Annotated in this window: 14 protein-coding genes and 1 tRNA gene; 5 read left to right on the plus strand and 10 right to left on the minus strand. The window is 60.1% G+C overall.

Features of this window, described 5'->3' with window-relative positions:
* The first annotated feature begins 95 nt into the window (after positions 1-95).
* Both ACIX9_RS08730 and ACIX9_RS08735 read left to right on the plus strand, forming a co-directional pair.
* The gene (locus tag ACIX9_RS08730) at positions 96-1346 is read left to right on the plus strand and encodes a spinster family MFS transporter (protein ID WP_013580113.1); all 1251 of its coding nucleotides are present in this window, start codon (positions 96-98) and stop codon (positions 1344-1346) included.
* A gap of 20 nt (positions 1347-1366) precedes the next feature.
* Positions 1367-2542, plus strand: a complete 1176-nt coding sequence (locus ACIX9_RS08735) for a glycosyltransferase (protein WP_013580114.1) — start codon at positions 1367-1369, stop codon at positions 2540-2542.
* Between the two features lie 27 nt (positions 2543-2569).
* Here ACIX9_RS08735 and ispG read toward each other — a convergent pair whose 3' ends face one another.
* Positions 2570-3922, minus strand: a complete 1353-nt coding sequence (gene ispG, locus ACIX9_RS08740) for a flavodoxin-dependent (E)-4-hydroxy-3-methylbut-2-enyl-diphosphate synthase (protein WP_013580115.1) — start codon at positions 3920-3922, stop codon at positions 2570-2572.
* A gap of 48 nt (positions 3923-3970) precedes the next feature.
* Here ispG and ACIX9_RS08745 point away from each other — a divergent pair.
* Positions 3971-4047, plus strand: a tRNA-Arg gene (locus ACIX9_RS08745).
* A 127-nt stretch (positions 4048-4174) separates the two neighbouring features.
* Here ACIX9_RS08745 and ACIX9_RS08750 read toward each other — a convergent pair.
* The 7 genes from ACIX9_RS08750 to ACIX9_RS08780 all read right to left on the minus strand — a co-directional run bounded on the left by ACIX9_RS08750 (position 4175) and on the right by ACIX9_RS08780 (position 11287).
* On the minus strand, positions 4175-5413 hold the full coding sequence (locus tag ACIX9_RS08750) for a PAS domain-containing protein (protein WP_013580116.1): 1239 nt from the start codon (positions 5411-5413) through the stop codon (positions 4175-4177).
* A 77-nt stretch (positions 5414-5490) separates the two neighbouring features.
* A complete protein-coding gene (locus tag ACIX9_RS26850; protein ID WP_013580117.1) occupies positions 5491-5820 on the minus strand; it encodes a KH domain-containing protein in 330 nt (109 codons plus the stop codon).
* Between the two features lie 296 nt (positions 5821-6116).
* Positions 6117-8558, minus strand: a complete 2442-nt coding sequence (gene lptF, locus ACIX9_RS08760; protein WP_013580118.1) for an LPS export ABC transporter permease LptF — start codon at positions 8556-8558, stop codon at positions 6117-6119.
* Positions 8559-8595: 37 nt separating this feature from the next.
* Positions 8596-9603, minus strand: a complete 1008-nt coding sequence (yiaK, locus tag ACIX9_RS08765) for a 3-dehydro-L-gulonate 2-dehydrogenase (protein ID WP_013580119.1) — start codon at positions 9601-9603, stop codon at positions 8596-8598.
* Between the two features lie 6 nt (positions 9604-9609).
* Positions 9610-9816, minus strand: a complete 207-nt coding sequence (locus ACIX9_RS08770) for a hypothetical protein (RefSeq protein ID WP_013580120.1) — start codon at positions 9814-9816, stop codon at positions 9610-9612.
* 148 nt (positions 9817-9964) lie between these two features.
* Positions 9965-10735 (minus strand): glucose 1-dehydrogenase, encoded by a 771-nt coding sequence (locus ACIX9_RS08775; RefSeq protein WP_013580121.1) that lies wholly within the window; start codon positions 10733-10735, stop codon positions 9965-9967.
* A gap of 96 nt (positions 10736-10831) precedes the next feature.
* Positions 10832-11287 carry a RidA family protein gene (locus ACIX9_RS08780; RefSeq protein WP_013580122.1) on the minus strand — a complete coding sequence of 152 codons (456 nt, stop codon included), beginning with the start codon at positions 11285-11287 and terminating at the stop codon, positions 10832-10834.
* Between the two features lie 155 nt (positions 11288-11442).
* Here ACIX9_RS08780 and ACIX9_RS08785 point away from each other — a divergent pair, with 155 nt between their 5' ends.
* Positions 11443-13041 carry a TIGR03435 family protein gene (locus ACIX9_RS08785; protein WP_013580123.1) on the plus strand — a complete coding sequence of 533 codons (1599 nt, stop codon included), beginning with the start codon at positions 11443-11445 and terminating at the stop codon, positions 13039-13041.
* 107 nt (positions 13042-13148) lie between these two features.
* Here the strand turns inward: ACIX9_RS08785 and ACIX9_RS08790 are convergent, their stop codons facing one another.
* A complete protein-coding gene (locus ACIX9_RS08790) occupies positions 13149-13973 on the minus strand; it encodes an SDR family NAD(P)-dependent oxidoreductase (RefSeq protein ID WP_013580124.1) in 825 nt (274 codons plus the stop codon).
* A 107-nt stretch (positions 13974-14080) separates the two neighbouring features.
* The gene (locus ACIX9_RS08795) at positions 14081-14668 is read right to left on the minus strand and encodes a TetR/AcrR family transcriptional regulator (protein WP_013580125.1); all 588 of its coding nucleotides are present in this window, start codon (positions 14666-14668) and stop codon (positions 14081-14083) included.
* A gap of 160 nt (positions 14669-14828) precedes the next feature.
* Between ACIX9_RS08795 and ACIX9_RS08800 the strand changes: the two genes are divergently transcribed.
* Positions 14829-16133, plus strand: coding sequence for a zinc dependent phospholipase C family protein (locus ACIX9_RS08800; RefSeq protein WP_013580126.1), 1305 nt, complete (start codon positions 14829-14831; stop codon positions 16131-16133).
* Positions 16134-16161: the final 28 nt, after the last annotated feature.

Genomic DNA, 16161 nt, shown 5'->3' on the forward strand with positions numbered 1-16161 from the left:
GTGCCTCTGCAACTATAGCAAAGAACGGGGCTCTAAAGCAATGTTGCGAGCGCATGTAATGAGGTGCGTTGCCGCCTGCTATTCTTCCCGCAGCCATGACGACCTCAGCCGAAGTAAAGACACGTCCCACGCCTAACGTTGTCGGCGCGACTACCGCGCTGGTGCTGCTGACCGCGCTGAACTTCGTGAACTATATCGACCGGTATATTCTGCCGGGTGTACAGGAACAGGTGAAGGGCGAGTTCCATATCAGCGACGGGCAGATTGGCTCGCTGACGCTGTGGTTCATGATTGCGTACATGGCGGCCTCGCCCATCACGGGATGGCTGGGAGACAGGTTTCCGCGTAAGCCGATGATCGTGGTGGCAGCGCTGTTCTGGTCCGGGATCAACCTGCTGACGGCTACGGTGCATTCGTATGGCTCGCTGAATATACGGCACGCGGCGCTTGGAATCGGGGAGGCCAGCTTTGGGATCTTCGCCCCGGCGATGCTGGCGGACTTCTATCCGGAAGACCAGCGAAACAGGGTGCTGACGATCTTCAACATCGCGGTGCCGGTGGGCGCTGCGCTGGGATACCTGATCGGCGGGACGGTGGGCGAGCACTTTGGCTGGAGGATGAGCTTTACGGTTTCGGCCGTGCCGGGGATCATCATCGCGCTGCTGATTGCTTTCTTCATGAAGGAGCCGGAGCGCGCTGGAAGCAAGGACGATAAGGCGAAGGTGGAGAAGGGAACTGTGCTTTCGCTGGTGAAGAATCCGGCGTATCTCTGCTCGATCCTGGGGTATGCGGCGGTGACGTTTACGCTGGGCGGAATCTCGTGGTGGATGCCTTCGTTTCTGCAACGCGTGGATGGGCGGAGTATGTCGTCCGCCGGGTTCATCATGGGGGCGATTACGGTCGTGACGGGGTTGCTGGGGACGATCTGCGGTGGCGTGGTAGCGCAGCGGTGGTCGAAGAAGAATCCGGCGGCGCTGTACCTGGTGCCGATGTGGGGCGCACTGCTGGCGTTCCCGCCGGCCATGTGCTGTTTCTTTGGGCCGAAGGCGCTGATTCTTCCAAGCCTGGCGCTGGCGATCTTTCTGATCTTCCTGGGGTCGGGGCCGGTGAATGCGGCGACCGTGAATGCAGTCCAGCCGAATGTGCGGGCTACGGCGCTGGCGGGGCAGTTGCTGATGATTCACCTGCTGGGGGATGCGCCTTCGCCGCGGATTATCGGAGTGGTGAGCGATCACTCGAATCTGGCGATGGGGTTGGGGTCTACGCTGGTGACCTTGCTGATTGCGGCGGTGATCTTTTTCATCGGATCACGGTATGCGAAGCCTTTGCAGCATGAGGTTGCATAAAGATGAGACGCTAGAGGCTGATGACGCCTTGGCTTGAGATCGCAGTGCGACTGGCGGCGTGGGCCGTTGCGCTTTGCTGGGCGGCGAAGCTTGCCGCTGCGTTGTGGGGTCTCCGTGGCATCGCCGATTTGCTAGGGGCTGGGTGGGACCGGATGCCTCTGGGAGAGCCGACAATTACCGTGGTCGTGCCGGCTTGCAATGAGGAGAGGGATGTCAGAGCCTGCCTGGAGTCGCTGGTTGGGCAGGACTATGTGGGGCTCGACGTTGTGGCGTTTAACGATCGCTCGACAGATGCGACGGGCGCGATCATGGATGAGCTTGGGGGACGTTATCCGGGGAGGCTGCGGGTGATCCACGTTGAGGCATTACCGGATGGATGGCTGGGGAAGACGCATGCGATGGCTTCAGCAGCTTCCAGCACTTCAAGCGACTACGTATTGTTCACGGATGCGGACGTAGTCTTTCGGGGGGATGCGCTGAGGCGGTCCCTGGCGTACGCAGTGGAGAGTGGGGCAGACCACTTGATAACGCTGCCGACGACGATCATCAAGCGATGGGATGAGGCGGCGTTGCTGGGGTTCTTCCAGATCCTTGGACTGTGGGGTGCGCCGCTTTGGCGGGTGGCCTCGGCCCGGTCACGGGTGGCGATTGGGGTGGGAGCTTTCAACCTGGTTCGGCGGACGGCCTACGAACAGGTTGGAGGTTTTGCGGCTCTGCGGATGGAGATCGTAGAGGACCTTGGGTTGGGCAAGCGAATCAAGCAGGCGGGGCTGAAGCAGAGGGTGGCGTTTGGTCGAGGGCTGGTGAGCCTGCATTGGGCCGCGGGTGCGAATGGGATTGTGAACGTGATGACGAAGAACGTGTTTTCCGTCTTCCGATTCAACGTGGCGTTGATGCTGGTGACGTGCGGCTGGCTGGTGGGATTTTCTATCGTGCCGTACGTTGGTCTGTTCTATCTGCCGGTGCTGGTGCCGAGTTTACTCATGGTGGGATCGGTGTTTGGTTTGTATGGGCTGATGAGCCGGCACTCGGGGATACCCGCACGGAATGCGGTCTACGCACCGTTTGCCGCAGTGATGTTTGTGTATACGATGCTTCGGTCTACGCTGATTACACTGAGGCAGGGTGGTGTGATCTGGAGGGGAACGTTCTATCCACTTGGTGAGTTAAAGAAGAACGCCGCTCCTCTGCGGTGAGGAGCGGCGCTCGATTTGTAATTCCGGTTACTGAATGACTGCGAAGATGGGCGGCTCTACCGGCTTCTTTGTCCCGTCTTCTACCGCATCTGCGTGGATGGTGTTCGGATTGACGGGACCGCCGGCTGAAGGTGCGCCGTGGGAGCCTCCTCCGTTGCCGCCGGAGTGACCGTAACGGCGCTGCACGTAGTTATCCAGGATCACCTGGAACTCCTCCACGATGCGGTCGCCCTTGAGGGTCGTGGCGAACTCGCCGTCAATGTAGACGGGGGCCTTGGGGTCCTCGAACGTGCCTGGTAGGGAGATCCCGATGTTGGCGTGCTTGGACTCTCCCGGGCCGTTGACGATGCAGCCCATGACGGCGAGCTTGAGCTCTTCGACGCCGGGGTAGGCCTGCTTCCACTCGGGCATGGATTCTACGAGATAGTTCTGGATGCGCTCGGCGAGCTCCTGGAAGTAGGTGCTGGTGGTGCGGCCGCAGCCGGGGCAACTGGTGACCTGAGGCATGAAGCTGCGGATGCCGAGCGACTGGAGGATCTGCTGACCGCAACGGACTTCTTCGGAGCGGTCTCCGCCCGGTGTGGGGGTGAGGGAGACGCGGATAGTGTCGCCGATGCCGGAGAGGAGCAGCGGCGAGAGGCCGGCGGTGGAGGCGACGATACCCTTCATGCCCATGCCGGCTTCGGTTAGGCCGAGGTGGAGGGCGTGGTCGCAGCGCTTGGCGAGTTCTGTATAGACATCCACAAGGTCACGGACGCCGGAGACTTTGGCGGAGAGGACGATCTGGTCGCGGCGGAGACCGTAACGCTCGGCTGCTGCAGCGTTATCGAGCGCTGAGACCACCATGGCTTCCATCATGACGTCGCGTGCGTCCAGAGGATTGGCGGACTTGCTGTTCTCGTCCATCATGCGGGTGAGGAGAGCCTGATCGAGCGAGCCCCAGTTGACACCGATGCGGACGGGCTTCTGGTTGTCGACGGCGCATTCCACCATGGTGCGGAAGTTGTCGTCGTCCTTGCGGCCGATGGACACGTTGCCGGGGTTGATGCGGTACTTGCTAAGGGCGCGGGCCATGGCGGGGTATTTGCGCAGGAGTTGGTGGCCGTTGTAATGGAAGTCGCCGATGATGGGGGTATTCCAGCCCTTGGCCTGGATGCCCTCGATGATGTAGGGCACAGCCTTGGCGGCATCGTCGTTGTTGACGGTGATGCGGACCATCTCAGAGCCGGCACGGGCGAGCGCGGCGATCTGCTGGACGGTGCTTTCGATGTCGGCCGTATCGGTGTTGGTCATGGACTGCACGACGACGGGTGCGCCGGAGCCGACGATGACTCCACCTACGTTGACGTTGACGGCATTTCTACGCGTAATGGAAGGCATAAGAGTGGTTTAAGTTTACCACCGGGGGTGCGGTACACTGGCGGGAGTGGCCCGGTAGCTCAGTTGCATAGAGCAGCGCACTCCTAACGCGAAGGTCGCAGGTTGGACTCCTGCCCGGGCCACCATAAAATCAACCGCTTGGCGTCGATTCGTCATCTTGATGGATGAAGCTCCGGTGGGGCGCTGAACACCATAAGAACCGCTGAGAGCATGCCCGAAGACTCTTCTCAGGTTGGAATGGGCCTGTCTCGCTCATGTCACTTCAGCAGTGGGCTCCATCGTCATCGAGGGGACCTGCAATGTATCCCTGGAGACGACTGTTTCCCCTTTTTCGAAGGTCTCATCACGCAGGAGCCGATCGGTGATCTCCTGCGAGACACAGGTGATCGCTTCCACATTGCCGTCAGTTCCGAACATCGGGCCGTAGTTGACGAGCCAATGGCGGAGGATACCGGGAACCGACGGGACGGCGCAGCTCAGTTCATGATTTTCAATGCTGAAGCCTGCCCTGACCTTGTCAAAGAGGGCTTTGAGTCCGGGCGTGCCCGGAAAGATATCCAGGATGCACATGCCAACCAACGCGGATGCTGTCTGTCCGGTGAAGTGAGCCAGTTTATTGTTGACTCTCAGCACTCGATAGTCTGCTGCGTCGATAAGACACATACCTACCGGCGCCGTGCGATAGATCGTGTCGAGTTCCGCCCATTGACGGTAGAGTTGGTCTTCCCGCGATTCGCTGACCTGCCTGGCGAGGACCCGGTCGGTCGCATCGGATGCCTGAACCATGATGCCGAAGACCTCTCCAACTTCGTTTCGAACTGACTGATAGATGAAATCAACGTAGATGTCTTGCGTCCTGCCCGTATCTTCATGGCGAAGGTTGCCGAGGACCTCAACTCCGACATGAGCCGTTCCGGTTCGATAAACCTTGTCGAGCAGCCCGAAGAAGGGTTGTCCTTTCAGCTCCGGCAGCGCTTCACGGATCGGTTTGCCAAGCAGACTCTTTGACGTGGTACGGCCCAGGAGCCGAACGTACGGTGGATTGATGAAAGTAACCAGATGCTCTTGCCCCTCCAGCATCAGGATTGGTGTGGGCACCTGCATCAGGAAGTCTTGAAAGTGTCCGCCGCCTGTAAATTCGAAGGGAGACTCCAAGGTCGGTGAGATAGCGGCATACCCCTGGTCGGCGTCCGATTCCATGAGGTGTGAAAACAAACCCAGCGCCTTCAGTTGCGCGGTTGTGACGTCGATTGCGATCCAGCGCTGAGGGAATACGGGCTGGCTGATCGACTGAAGAACCGTCACGACCACAGCCGTCGTATCCTCGTGGAACAAATCGGCGTTAATGACGGATTTCAGAAACTCATCTTCATCCTCGAAGATGGTAACAAGTGGTCTCTCAAGGTTGAGTGACAATCCTGGCCGCACCATCTCACTCATGACCATGAATCGTCCGCTTGCCGTTTCATTGAAAGCTAAACGTATCTTCATCGGCTTTCTTCCTCGTCAGGCAAACTATTTTTGATGGGATGACGAGCGCACAACGTTTAAGTCAGGGCGTCGATCTCTTAGGCATCGCTCGATGGAACGGCCTCTTGAACCTGCATCTTCAATCTGAACTTGCGCTGATTCCTCGCTGAGATTACCGAGACGAGAGTTTGGAGGGAAGCAATGGTGCGGCCTTGCACACCATTAATCAACTCTGCGTCCTCAGGGCTGACTTGCAGGACAAACAAGGTGATGTCGTTGGCGGAGGTAACCTTCACGTTCACACGCTCGGGGCGTGTTACGAGGGATCGAGCGACGTCATACAACATCGTGCTCGTGGAATCTATCACCTGTTCGAAAGTCTTCGTCGTGCTCCTGGCTGCGTGGCTTTGTTGACTGGACGTTGTCATCGCGTTTCGTCACCTCTTCCTTCCGATGCAGATGATCAGCAGGTTATCCGACGGGGGCACATTTAGCTACTAGATTCAGCAGTGATTGGGAAGGGGCCATCGCGCCTGTCAAGATACTTCAATGATTTGCGGTAATGAAGGAGCATCCCAAAATGGGCTTGCCACAAAGATCGTTTATCTCGCTGTGGGCTCAAGCCATCCACATCTGAGCATTGTGTGGCCACGTAAAAATCGTGCGGTCATAAGACCGCATGCGCCGAACATAAACGCTTCTGCTTTCAAGCTTTGGGTGAGGTCTAGGTGGGAGTGCGGAGCAGGAAGTAGGCCCCGGCGAAGGTGAAGAGTAGATCTGGCGTCCAGGCGGCGAGCATGGGGGGCAAGGTGTTCACGTTGCCCATGGCTTCAAATAGGCTCGACACTCCCAGATACACGACGGCCAGCAGAATCGCGATGGCGAAGCCTGTGACCCCGCCTCGCTTGCCGCTGGAGAGCGCAAAGGGGATGGCCAGAATCGCCATGACCAAGGTAATGGCCGGATACGCCAGTTTGCGGTTGAGCTGTACAGAGAGCCGCATGGTATTGAAGCCCGACTGGCGAAGATCCGAGATGTAGCTGGAGAGTTCTCCGAAGCTCATCTGCTGGGATTGGCGATCTTCTTTCTTGAAGTACTGCGGCTGCTCGTGTATCTCAGGGAAGTTGGCCAGGGTGAAAGGCTTGTAGGTATCGGCCACCTCTCCGGAAAAGGTGCGCGACCAGCCGTTCTCAAAGATCCACTGGTTGACGTTCGAGTCCCACTTGGCTGATTCCGCGAAGATGCGGCGGGTGAGGGTAAAGGTCGCGGGATCGAACTCGAAGACGGTGAGATTGGCGAAGGCGTCGTGGTCAGGGTCGAAGAACTGGTAGTAAAAGATGCGGGCGGGCTGCTTCGCTGTATCGCCGATGTGAACGACCGCTGGTGCGATGGGAGCCCAGCTTCGCGACTGTGCCAGGCTGATGGGATCGAGGACGGTCTGGCCGGAGATCCATTGGCGGTCTGGGCGCAGGAAGGTCTGGGCGGGCTTGCCCTTGATGACGGAGCGGAGGGCTTCCTGGCGGCGATTGGCCTGCGGCAGATAGAACTCGTCGAAGGCGAAGAGCGAGCAGGCGATCACGGCGGTCAGGACGAGGACGGGGGTGACGACGCGATAGAGCGATACTCCGGAGGCCTTCATGGCGGTGAACTCGGAGGTCTTGGCGAGGGAGCCGAAGGTGACGAGGACGGCGACGAGGACGCAGAGAGGCGTGACGTTGTAGAGGATGTAGGGGATGAGGTTGAGGAGATAGTCGCCTACGGTGACGAAGGCGATGCGGTTGCGGATGATGTCTCCGATGAGCTCGAAGAAGGTGAAGATGAGGAAGACCATGGAGAAGGCGGCGAGGACGAGCGCGAAGGTAGCTCCGAACTCACGCATGATGTAGTCGTCCAAAATCAAAGGAAAGCGGATGTGCAGGAGAGAGCGCAGGCGTTGAGGGATGGAATTAGAAAGATCGTTCTCTTCACCCTGGCCGGGGCGGTAACGCTCAAAGGCGCGGGAGATGGTTGAGCCGATCGAGGAAAAGATTGAGAGCGCCACGCCGCCGCGGGAGAGTTGCTGAAGGAGCAGGGCACCGAAGGCGGCGAAGATCAGGTTCGCTCCCCAGACGCCGAGGACCGGCGGCAGCTTGCCCTGGTTGGCAAGGGCTACGCCAACGGATGAGAGGAAGTAGTAGACGAAGACCAGCAGGATAGTGAGGACGAAGCCGGTGGATTTGCCACCGCGCTTTGAGCTCAGGCCTAGTGGAACCCCGACGAGCATGAGGACCAGGCAGGCGAAGGGGTAGGAGAAGCGCTTGTTTAACTCGATCTTGTACAGGCGTGCGGCGCGGACGTCGTGCTTGGGGCCCGGGGCGGCGGCCTGGTTGCCGCGTTGGATGAGCTCTGGGAGCGACAGGGCCAGGATGGGGGTGTCGGAGCGGGAGAGGTGCGCGTCCTCCTGGGCTCCGGTCTGCATGGGGATGTCGGTGACCTGGAAGGTGGAGATGTTGTACTGGTTGGCGTCTGTGGGGGAGATCTGGTGCTGGGCGCCATCGGTCAGGTGGAGGTTCAGGTTGCCGGGGCCGGCTGAGGTGACGAGAGCCTGATCTGCGGTGGTGATCTTGGGTGCCGAAGGTTCTGTGAGATCGGCGACGAAGACGTGACGCCAGAGCGCCGCACCGGAGCCGGGGCGGACGTCCTGCACGTAGAGCACGATGTTCTTGAAGTCTTCGTCGAAGACCCGCGGCTCTACCTCAAAGGAGGCCTGGGAGTACTTGAGGGAGTTCTCCAGCGCAAGGAGGTTGGCGGCGGATCGAGGGGCAAGGTAGAGGGAGTTGAAGAGACCCAGCGCCAACGCACCGATCGAGACTAGGGACACGATGCGGACGAAGTCCAGCGCACCCATGCCGGAGGCGCGCATGGCGGTAATCTCGGAATCTGCGGCGAGGCGGGAAAGGCCCAGCAGAATGCCGACCAGGACAGCCATGGGGATGGTGACGATGAGGGCTTCGGGAAGGAAGTAGGCGATGAGGCGGGCTACATCCGAGAGCGAAGCGGAGTTGCGGACGACGATCTCGAGGATCTTGCCAAGGCGGCTGGTGAAGAGGACGAAGGTGAAGAGAACGCCGCCGAGCAGGGCGTGTGAGAGGACCTCGCGGAGGATGTACCGGGTAAGAAGACGCATGAGCAGGTGCTACATGGATTGTAGCTGGTCCGGCTCCTCAGCTTTTGGCGAGGGAGTTCCATATCTCTTCCTCGACCGGAATGCCGAGTCGAAGATTTTCTTCGCGTAGGCGGAGGGTTTCTTCGCCGGGGTAGCGTGGGGGACGGCTGGGGTCTATCGGGGTGGCGGATTGTAGGTCCGCGATGGCCTGGGTGGCGGTCTGAGCCAGGGCTTCGGGGTCTGTGATGTGCGTGGGGTCTATGGCCAGGAAGAGCTGGGATAGCCCTGTCTCTTTGAGGGAGTCCGTCTCAATCTGGTGAGTGGCAAGGCCGCCGGAGAGCATAGCCGCAATGAGATCCAGCGTGAGGGAGAGGCCGGAGCCCTTCCAGAGGCCGATGGGGAGGGCCCGGGCGGTCTGCTCGATGGCAGCGGGGTCCGTGGTCATGTTGCCCTGGGCATCGAAGCCGCCGGGGTAGGGAAGTTGTGCTCCGCGTTTGGCGTAGGCGGTCAGGGTGCCGTAGGAGTATTGGCTCATGGCCATGTCGAGCACGATGTTGCGGCCTTCGGGCCGGGGGATGGCCAGTACTAACGGGTTGTTGCCGAGGGTGGGAGCGGACGAGCCCCAGACAGGGAGGTTGGGAAGGGTGTTGGTGAAGGAGATGGCGAAGAGGCCCTGGTCCGCCGCTTGCCAGCCGTAGGTTCCACCGCGCATCCAGTGGTTGGTCTGGGCGAGCGCTACGCAGCCTATGCCGTGGGTGCGGGCGAGGGCGATGGCGCGGGCCATGGAGGCGTGGGCGTTGAGGTTGCCGGCGCCGCGGTTGCCGTGCCAGCGCTCGATGGCCCCGAAGGCGGAGGTGAGGGTGGGCTCGGCGGTGGGGTTGACGACGCCGTTGCGGATGGTGGCGAGGAAGCGGGGGAAGCGGTTTAGGCCGTGGGTGTAGACGCCGTCGCAGGTGGTCTCGGTGAAGAGGCGGGCGCAGAGTCCGGCACGGGCTGGAGTGAAGCCCAGGGGAATAAGGGTGCTGGTGAGGGCTTGTTCCAGGTCGGCGTACGAGACTCTGAGCATGAGGGCCTACTTGGCGGCTTCGAGTGCGGCGGCTTTGCCGTGGTGGAGTTTGGCGGAGGCTTCGTGGGCTTCGCGGGAGTGCTCGGTGGCTTGCTGGGACAGCTCGTGGGCGGTGAGGTGATCGCCCTTTCCGTGAGCGGTTGCGGCTGCGGTGTGAGCGTGTGCTGCGAGGTTGTGAAGTTCTGCTACGCGGTCGTGAGTGCTCTGGGGCATTTTGGTTCTCCTGCAGGGTTGGATGCTGGAATCGACCCCTGGACCGCTACCGGGGGGGCGATCATGGGTCACCGAACGAAATGGAGACCTTCGCCTCTCCAAGCGAACTACTGAGGTTCTTCGCTGCGCTCAGAATGACCCTTCATTTTTAGCGGCCCATCCAGCCTCCGTCGACGGTCAGGACGGTTCCGGTGACGTAGTCGGAGGCGCGGGAGGTGAGGAAGAGGGCGGCTCCGGCCAGGTCTTCGGGCTGGCCCCAGCGACCGGCGGGGATGCGCTCGAGGATCTGGCGGTTGCGGGTCTCGTCGGCCTGGAGGGCTTCCGTGTTGGTGGTGGCGAAGTAGCCGGGCGCGATGGCGTTGACCTGGATATTTTTCGGGGCCCACTCGTTGGCAAGGGCCTTGGTGAGTTGTGCGACGCCGCCCTTGGAGGCTGCGTAGGCGGGGACCCGGATGCCGCCCTGGAAGCTGAGCAGGGAGGCGATGTTGAGGATCTTGCCCGGTGCGCTGCGAGCAATGAGGTCTTTGGCGACGAACTGGCTGAGCTGGAAGACGCTGGTGAGGTTGACCTGGAGGACCTGCTGCCAGGATTCGAGGGTGGTGTCTTCGGCGGCGTCGCGGTGGATCGTTCCGGCGTTATTGACGAGGATGTCTACCTTTCCGAATTTGGCGTGGACTTGTGCGAAGAGGTCTTCGGGGCCGGTGGTGCTGGAGAGGTCGGCTCGGAAGTCTGCGGCTTGTCCGCCGATGGCTTCTGCGGTTTCTGTGGCGGGGCGGCGGTTGCCGTGGCAGGCTACGGTGGCTCCGGCCTGCGCGAGCGCGGTGGCGATGGCGGCTCCGAGGCCGCTGGCGGAGCCGGTGATGAGGGCTACTTTGCCGTCGAGGCGGAAGGATTGGGGGAGGGTGCTTGGAGAGGGCATAGGTCTTCAGGGTAATGCATGGGGTGTCGAGGATCTGTGGCTTGGAGAAACCCACGTCCGGGAATCCGGACGTGGGGCACCCAGTCGTGGCGGGATCTATGCGATGGCTACGGTCATCTGGAGTTCTACGAGGGCGTTGCGGGGGAGGGCGTTGACGCCGAGGGCCGCGCGGACGTGGCGGCCGGGTTCGCCGAAGATTTCTACGAGGAGGTCTGAGGCTCCGTTGATGATTTTGGGAGCGTCGGGGAAGCCGTTGACGGCGTTGACGTAGCCGTTGAGGCTGACGATCTGCTGGATTTCGTCCAATGACCCGAGGTGGCGCTTGAGGACGGTGAGGTGGCTGAGGACGCAGGCTCGGGCGGCTGCATAGCCCTCTTCAATGCCGGCGTCGAGTCCGGCGGTGCCGGTGATGAGGCCGTCGGTGTTTGACGAGACGACACCTGAAAGGAAGACCATGTTGCCGATGGTCTTGGCGGGGACGTAGTTGCCGCCGGGTGCGGGATGTGCGGGGAGGGTGAGGCCTAATTCTGCGAGGCGGGCTTCGATGCTCATGCGGGTGAAGGGCTCCTTCGAGTCAGTCGTTCTACAGGTCCAAGGGTAACGTAACGAGGCCCTCATAAATTTCATTCGTGGCGGGCCTAACCTCGGTCTCCGTTTCGCGTCAGTCCTGTAGTATCCCTACAAATCTGTGTCATGCCGAGGTATCCATGCGAGCAGCCGTTGCCCTCTTTGCGTTTTTGACCGTCTCGTCGCTGGCCCAAGCCCCGGCTGCGTCCAAGTCGTTCGTGATCGCGGATGTTCATGTCAGCCCGTTCAATGCGAACCCGTTTATGCATGGAAACTCGACCCAGGGGGATCGTTACTTTCTGACGCAGGCCTCGATGCTGGATCTGATTGCGACCGCGTATGGGGTGGATGCAGCGAACGTGCAGGGAGGGCCGACGTGGCTGGAGCGCGATCGTTACGACCTTCGCGCGAAGGTTCCTGCGAAGATCACGCCGGACGACATCAAGCTGATGCTGCGTGGGATGCTGGCCGAGCGTTTTCACCTGGTGGTGAAGGCTGGGAGCGCTCCACTGCCGGCGTATGTCCTCACGTCCGAGGCAGGAAAACCGAAGATTAGGGAGTCAGAGGGCACCGACGAAGGGCGTTGCATGCCCGCGCCTCCGCCGCCGAACCAGCCTGCCGGCGCACCGTCCTACCGAATACTGAACTGCAAGAACATGGCCATCCCGGCCCTTGCGGATACGATCCACCTTTTTGCGGGAGACTACCTGGGGCAGCCGGTCGTGGACGAGACCAGGCTTGCCGGAACGTATGATTTCACGCTCAAGTGGTCTGGCAAGGACCAGCTTGAAAAGCAGGGAGCCGATGGCATCTCCATCTTTGCCGCCATGGAGAAGCAACTGGGGCTGAAGCTGGAGCTCAAGACTGCGCCGCGTCCGGTCTTCCAGGTTGCGAGTGTCGATGAGATTCCTACGCCGAACGCGGCCAATATCGCGGAGGCTCTGCCTGAGCCGCCTGCGTCGCCGTTTGAGGTTGCCACGATCAAGCCCAGTACCCCGGGTGCGGAAGGGTATGGCCGGATTACGGGCGACCAGATCGAGACTCGTGCCATCCCGTTGATGTTTCTGATTCGCTTCGGCTGGGACCTGAACCCGAACAACAAGGAGAGCGTCGTCAACGCTCCTGCGTGGCTGGACAGCACGAAGTTCGACATTGTGGCGAAGGCCGGAGCCAATGTGCGGGTGGACAAGTTCGCGTCTGGCAACCTGATCAACTATGAGGATCTACGCAACATGGTTCGAGCGATGGTGGCGGACCGTTTTCAGATGAAGTGGCACATGGAGGATCGGCCCATTACGGCCTATACGCTGACGGCGATGAAGCCGAAACTAAAGCCGACGACTGACCCCACCGAGCGGACCAAGTGCAAGGAAGGTCCGGGTCCGGATGGGAAGGACCCGCGGGTTACGAGTTCTGTCCTGAACCGACTGGTCACCTGCCAGAACATGACGCTGGCGCAGATTGGCGATGAGTTACAGCGTGTGGCCAACGGTTATATCTACAACACTGTCGTGGACGGGACCGGGATCAAGGGGTCGTATGACTTCACGCTGAGCTTCAGCTCTGCGGATAAGGTGCAGCCGGGGGCTGGCGATGCGGCGGTCGGCTCCGATCCGAACGGTGCGTTGTCGGTGTTCGATGCGGTTAGTCGGCAACTTGGGTTGAAGTTGGAGAAGACGAAAAGGCCTTCTCCGGTGCTGGTGATCGATCATATTGAGGAGACGCCTACGGAGAACTGAGGCGTCTCCTGGACCGCAGGTTCGAGAGGTAATGACGCAGTGCGGTGAGAGTGCTTGGAATGCCCACCCTTTCAAGTGGTGAAAGGATGGGCATCATCAGGTGCTATTTACAGTTTCGCAGTCTCGCGAACGCCGTACCGCTCCGCCGAATGCTTGTGAGAGAGGTTGGGTGCCAGTGCGATGCGGGCCGCTTCAAATTTGTCCCAATCGGCAATGTTGGGCAGCGCAGGGATCGTCACTAACTCACCGCGATCGAAGGCCACCAGGGATGCGTCGACCATCTCCTCCGAACTCATGACAATCTCTGAGGGAAGGTTTTGATGGCCTCCAACTCCGGCACGATCCCAGAACTCTGAGGCCGTTGCACCGGGCAGCACTGCCTGCAACTGTATGCCCTTGCTTGAGACTTCCTTATGAAGGGATTGCGTCAAGTTAAGCACGAAAGCCTTGGTGCCGCTGTAAACACCATTTAACAGCTCTGGATTCAATGCGACGATCGAGGCGATGTTGATGATGGCGCCGTTCTTACGTTCCAGTAGGCCGGGCACGACAGCCTTGGTGAGCCGCAAGAGCGCCGTGATATTCAGTTCAATCATATTTTCCATCTCGTCCACGTTGGAATCGAGCAGGGTAGAGACACCGCCGAAGCCAGCGTTATTGATGAGGGTCGTGATGGAAGTGTCTGTCTTCAGACGCTCTTCAATCTTGCGAAGATCGGCTTTGTTGGTGAGATCGGCAGGGAGTGCTTCTACCTTACGACCGGTTGCGGCGGATAGTGAGGCCGCAAGCTCGTTCAACAGCTTACCGTTGCGAGCGATCAGGATGAGATCGTAGCCGCGTTTGGCGAGACGGTCTGCGTAGACGGCACCAATGCCGGTGGATGCTCCCGTGATCAGGGCTGTGCCTTTTGAGGAAGTGCTTGGATTCGACATGCTGGATCTCCTTGAAACTGAATGTGGACCGCGTGAGCGGCTCAGTTCATAGGAGTAGACCGGTTGGTTATTAGATTCAAAGAATCTGATGTTGCCTTACCTTCTTCTTATTTCTTCAAGACGATATCGAAGATGAAATGCTGAAAATTCCTCAGTGGGCTGCTGTCCTGCTCGGCTTTCATGCGCACCAGTGCGCCTTCGTAGCTGTTGAGGATGAACTCCGCAAGCGCATCGGGCTTGGTGGACTTTGCGAGGTCGCCACGCTTGATTGCCTGGCGAAGCACGTCCGCGATTCCATGCTGCCAGCCCGCATACATCGATTGAAGCTGGGCCTGTAGCTTCGGGATGTGGTCCGCGATCTCAAGACTCATCGCCCCGACGAGGCACCCTGCGCCCTCTCCCGGCTCTCCGTAAATGGAGATCAGTTCTTCAAAATAAGTTCGCAGCCGCTCCAGCGGAGCAATCGAGGTATCTCCGAGGACGCGCTGCGCCCGTTCTCCTTCTCCCTTGGCATACCGGTCGAAGAGCTCGCTGACAAAAGCCTCTTTGCTGGAGAAGTAATGGTAGAAGGAACCCTTTGGCACATGGGCAAGGTCCAGTACCTCTTTGACGCCGGTCGCGGTGTAGCCAGTGGTGCGGAGTTGCCTGAGACCGACTTCGAGAAGATGTTCGCGGGTTGTCGAGATGGTGGCCACAGACTCAATAGTAGACTAGTCGTCTATAAGCTTGCGTCGGGTGCAGTCTTAGCGCGGTGGTCTTGCCCCTCAAACTTCGAGTCCTGATTGTTTGCTGGAGCGATCATTGCTGTTCTACAGCGGAGCGGATGGAAAGCAGGGGCGTTGATACACTGGAGCGATGTTTGCTTGCGGTGGGTGGTTTCGGGGTGGTCGGGTCTGGGTGCTGGGGCTGGCGGCGGTGCTGCTTTGTCCTCGGGCGGAGTATGCGTATTCGGTGCAGACGCATGAGCAACTGATCGATCTGACGTGGAAGCCTTCGATCGTGCCGCTGCTGATGAGCCGGTTCCCGAACCTTACGCCGGCTCAGCTCAACGAGGCGCATGGGTATGCGTATGGCGGGAGCGCGATCCAGGATCTGGGGTACTATCCGTTCGGCAACGAGTTCTTCAGCGATCTGCTGCACTATGTGCGGACGGGCGACTTTATCCGGAGTCTGCTGCGGAATGCGAAGACGCCGGATGAGCTGGCGTTTGCGATTGGGGCGCTTTCACACTATGTGGGCGATACGACGGGACATGCGCAGGCTACGAATGTGGCTGTCGGGATGGAGTTTCCGAAGCTGGCCGCGAAGTATGGGCGCTCCGTGACGTACGACGAGAATCCACACGCACATGTGCAGGTGGAGTTTGCGTTCGATGTGAATGAGATCTCGAAGCACCGGTTTGCGCCTTCGGCCTATCTGGCTAAGGCTGGACTGGGAGTGTCGATGGACCTGCTGGGGCGTGCGTTCTTCGAGACGTATGGGTTGCGGCTGAAGGATGAGATTGGCAGCGGGAAGCGGCCGCGGATGAAGGCTTATAACTTTGGCGTGCGGCGGTTTCTGCCTCGGATTGCGTATGCGGAGACGGTGCTGCATCGGCACAGTATGCCGGACGATGTGCAGGATGAGGAGTACTGGAAGCTCGAGAATGCGCTGGCTGCGGTGAGCATGGATGACAAGTGGGATCTCTACCGGAAGCATGCGGGAATTGGGACGTACTCGCTGGCGGGGCTGATCTTTGTGCTGCCAAAGTTTGGGCCGCTGGCGATGCTGAAGATCAAGGGGCCTAGCTCGGCGGGCGAGCAGGACTATGTCAAGAGCGTGAACAACTCGGTAACGCGGATGAACAAGGTGCTGGTGGAGTTGAAGGCGGGGGACCTTGCGACGGTGATGAACGATCTGCCGAATCGGGATCTGGATACGGGCTTGAGGTCGGCTCCGGGAACGTACAGGCGGACGGATCTGACGTATGCGAAGCTGCTGGGGCAGATTACGGCTCCGGATCATGGGATCAAGGTGCCGACCGGGCTGCGGGATGATATCCAGGGTTATTATGCCGACGCCAAGGCTCCGAACGCGGCGAAGAAGGATGAGCAGACATGGGCCAAGGTGCAGACGGATCTGGTGACGCTGAAGACGGTGCCAACGGTGGCTGAACCATAGGGTTTGGCGGCGCTTTGGGCAAACGGCT

It is taken from the genome of Granulicella tundricola MP5ACTX9 (genome assembly GCF_000178975.2).
Classification (GTDB): domain Bacteria; phylum Acidobacteriota; class Terriglobia; order Terriglobales; family Acidobacteriaceae; genus Edaphobacter; species Edaphobacter tundricola.

Coding starts and splice junctions, on each gene's coding strand:
- ACIX9_RS08750 (WP_013580116.1), bottom strand. CDS start 5,413: ATGAAGATACGTTTAGCTTTCAATGAAACGGCAAGCGGACGATTCATG.
- ACIX9_RS08800 (WP_013580126.1), top strand. CDS start 14,829: ATGTTTGCTTGCGGTGGGTGGTTTCGGGGTGGTCGGGTCTGGGTGCTG.
- yiaK (WP_013580119.1), bottom strand. CDS start 9,603: ATGCTCAGAGTCTCGTACGCCGACCTGGAACAAGCCCTCACCAGCACC.
- lptF (WP_013580118.1), bottom strand. CDS start 8,558: ATGCGTCTTCTTACCCGGTACATCCTCCGCGAGGTCCTCTCACACGCC.
- ACIX9_RS08730 (WP_013580113.1), top strand. CDS start 96: ATGACGACCTCAGCCGAAGTAAAGACACGTCCCACGCCTAACGTTGTC.
- ACIX9_RS26850 (WP_013580117.1), bottom strand. CDS start 5,820: ATGACAACGTCCAGTCAACAAAGCCACGCAGCCAGGAGCACGACGAAG.
- ACIX9_RS08770 (WP_013580120.1), bottom strand. CDS start 9,816: ATGCCCCAGAGCACTCACGACCGCGTAGCAGAACTTCACAACCTCGCA.
- ACIX9_RS08780 (WP_013580122.1), bottom strand. CDS start 11,287: ATGAGCATCGAAGCCCGCCTCGCAGAATTAGGCCTCACCCTCCCCGCA.
- ACIX9_RS08790 (WP_013580124.1), bottom strand. CDS start 13,973: ATGTCGAATCCAAGCACTTCCTCAAAAGGCACAGCCCTGATCACGGGA.
- ACIX9_RS08785 (WP_013580123.1), top strand. CDS start 11,443: ATGCGAGCAGCCGTTGCCCTCTTTGCGTTTTTGACCGTCTCGTCGCTG.
- ACIX9_RS08735 (WP_013580114.1), top strand. CDS start 1,367: ATGACGCCTTGGCTTGAGATCGCAGTGCGACTGGCGGCGTGGGCCGTT.
- ispG (WP_013580115.1), bottom strand. CDS start 3,922: ATGCCTTCCATTACGCGTAGAAATGCCGTCAACGTCAACGTAGGTGGA.
- ACIX9_RS08775 (WP_013580121.1), bottom strand. CDS start 10,735: ATGCCCTCTCCAAGCACCCTCCCCCAATCCTTCCGCCTCGACGGCAAA.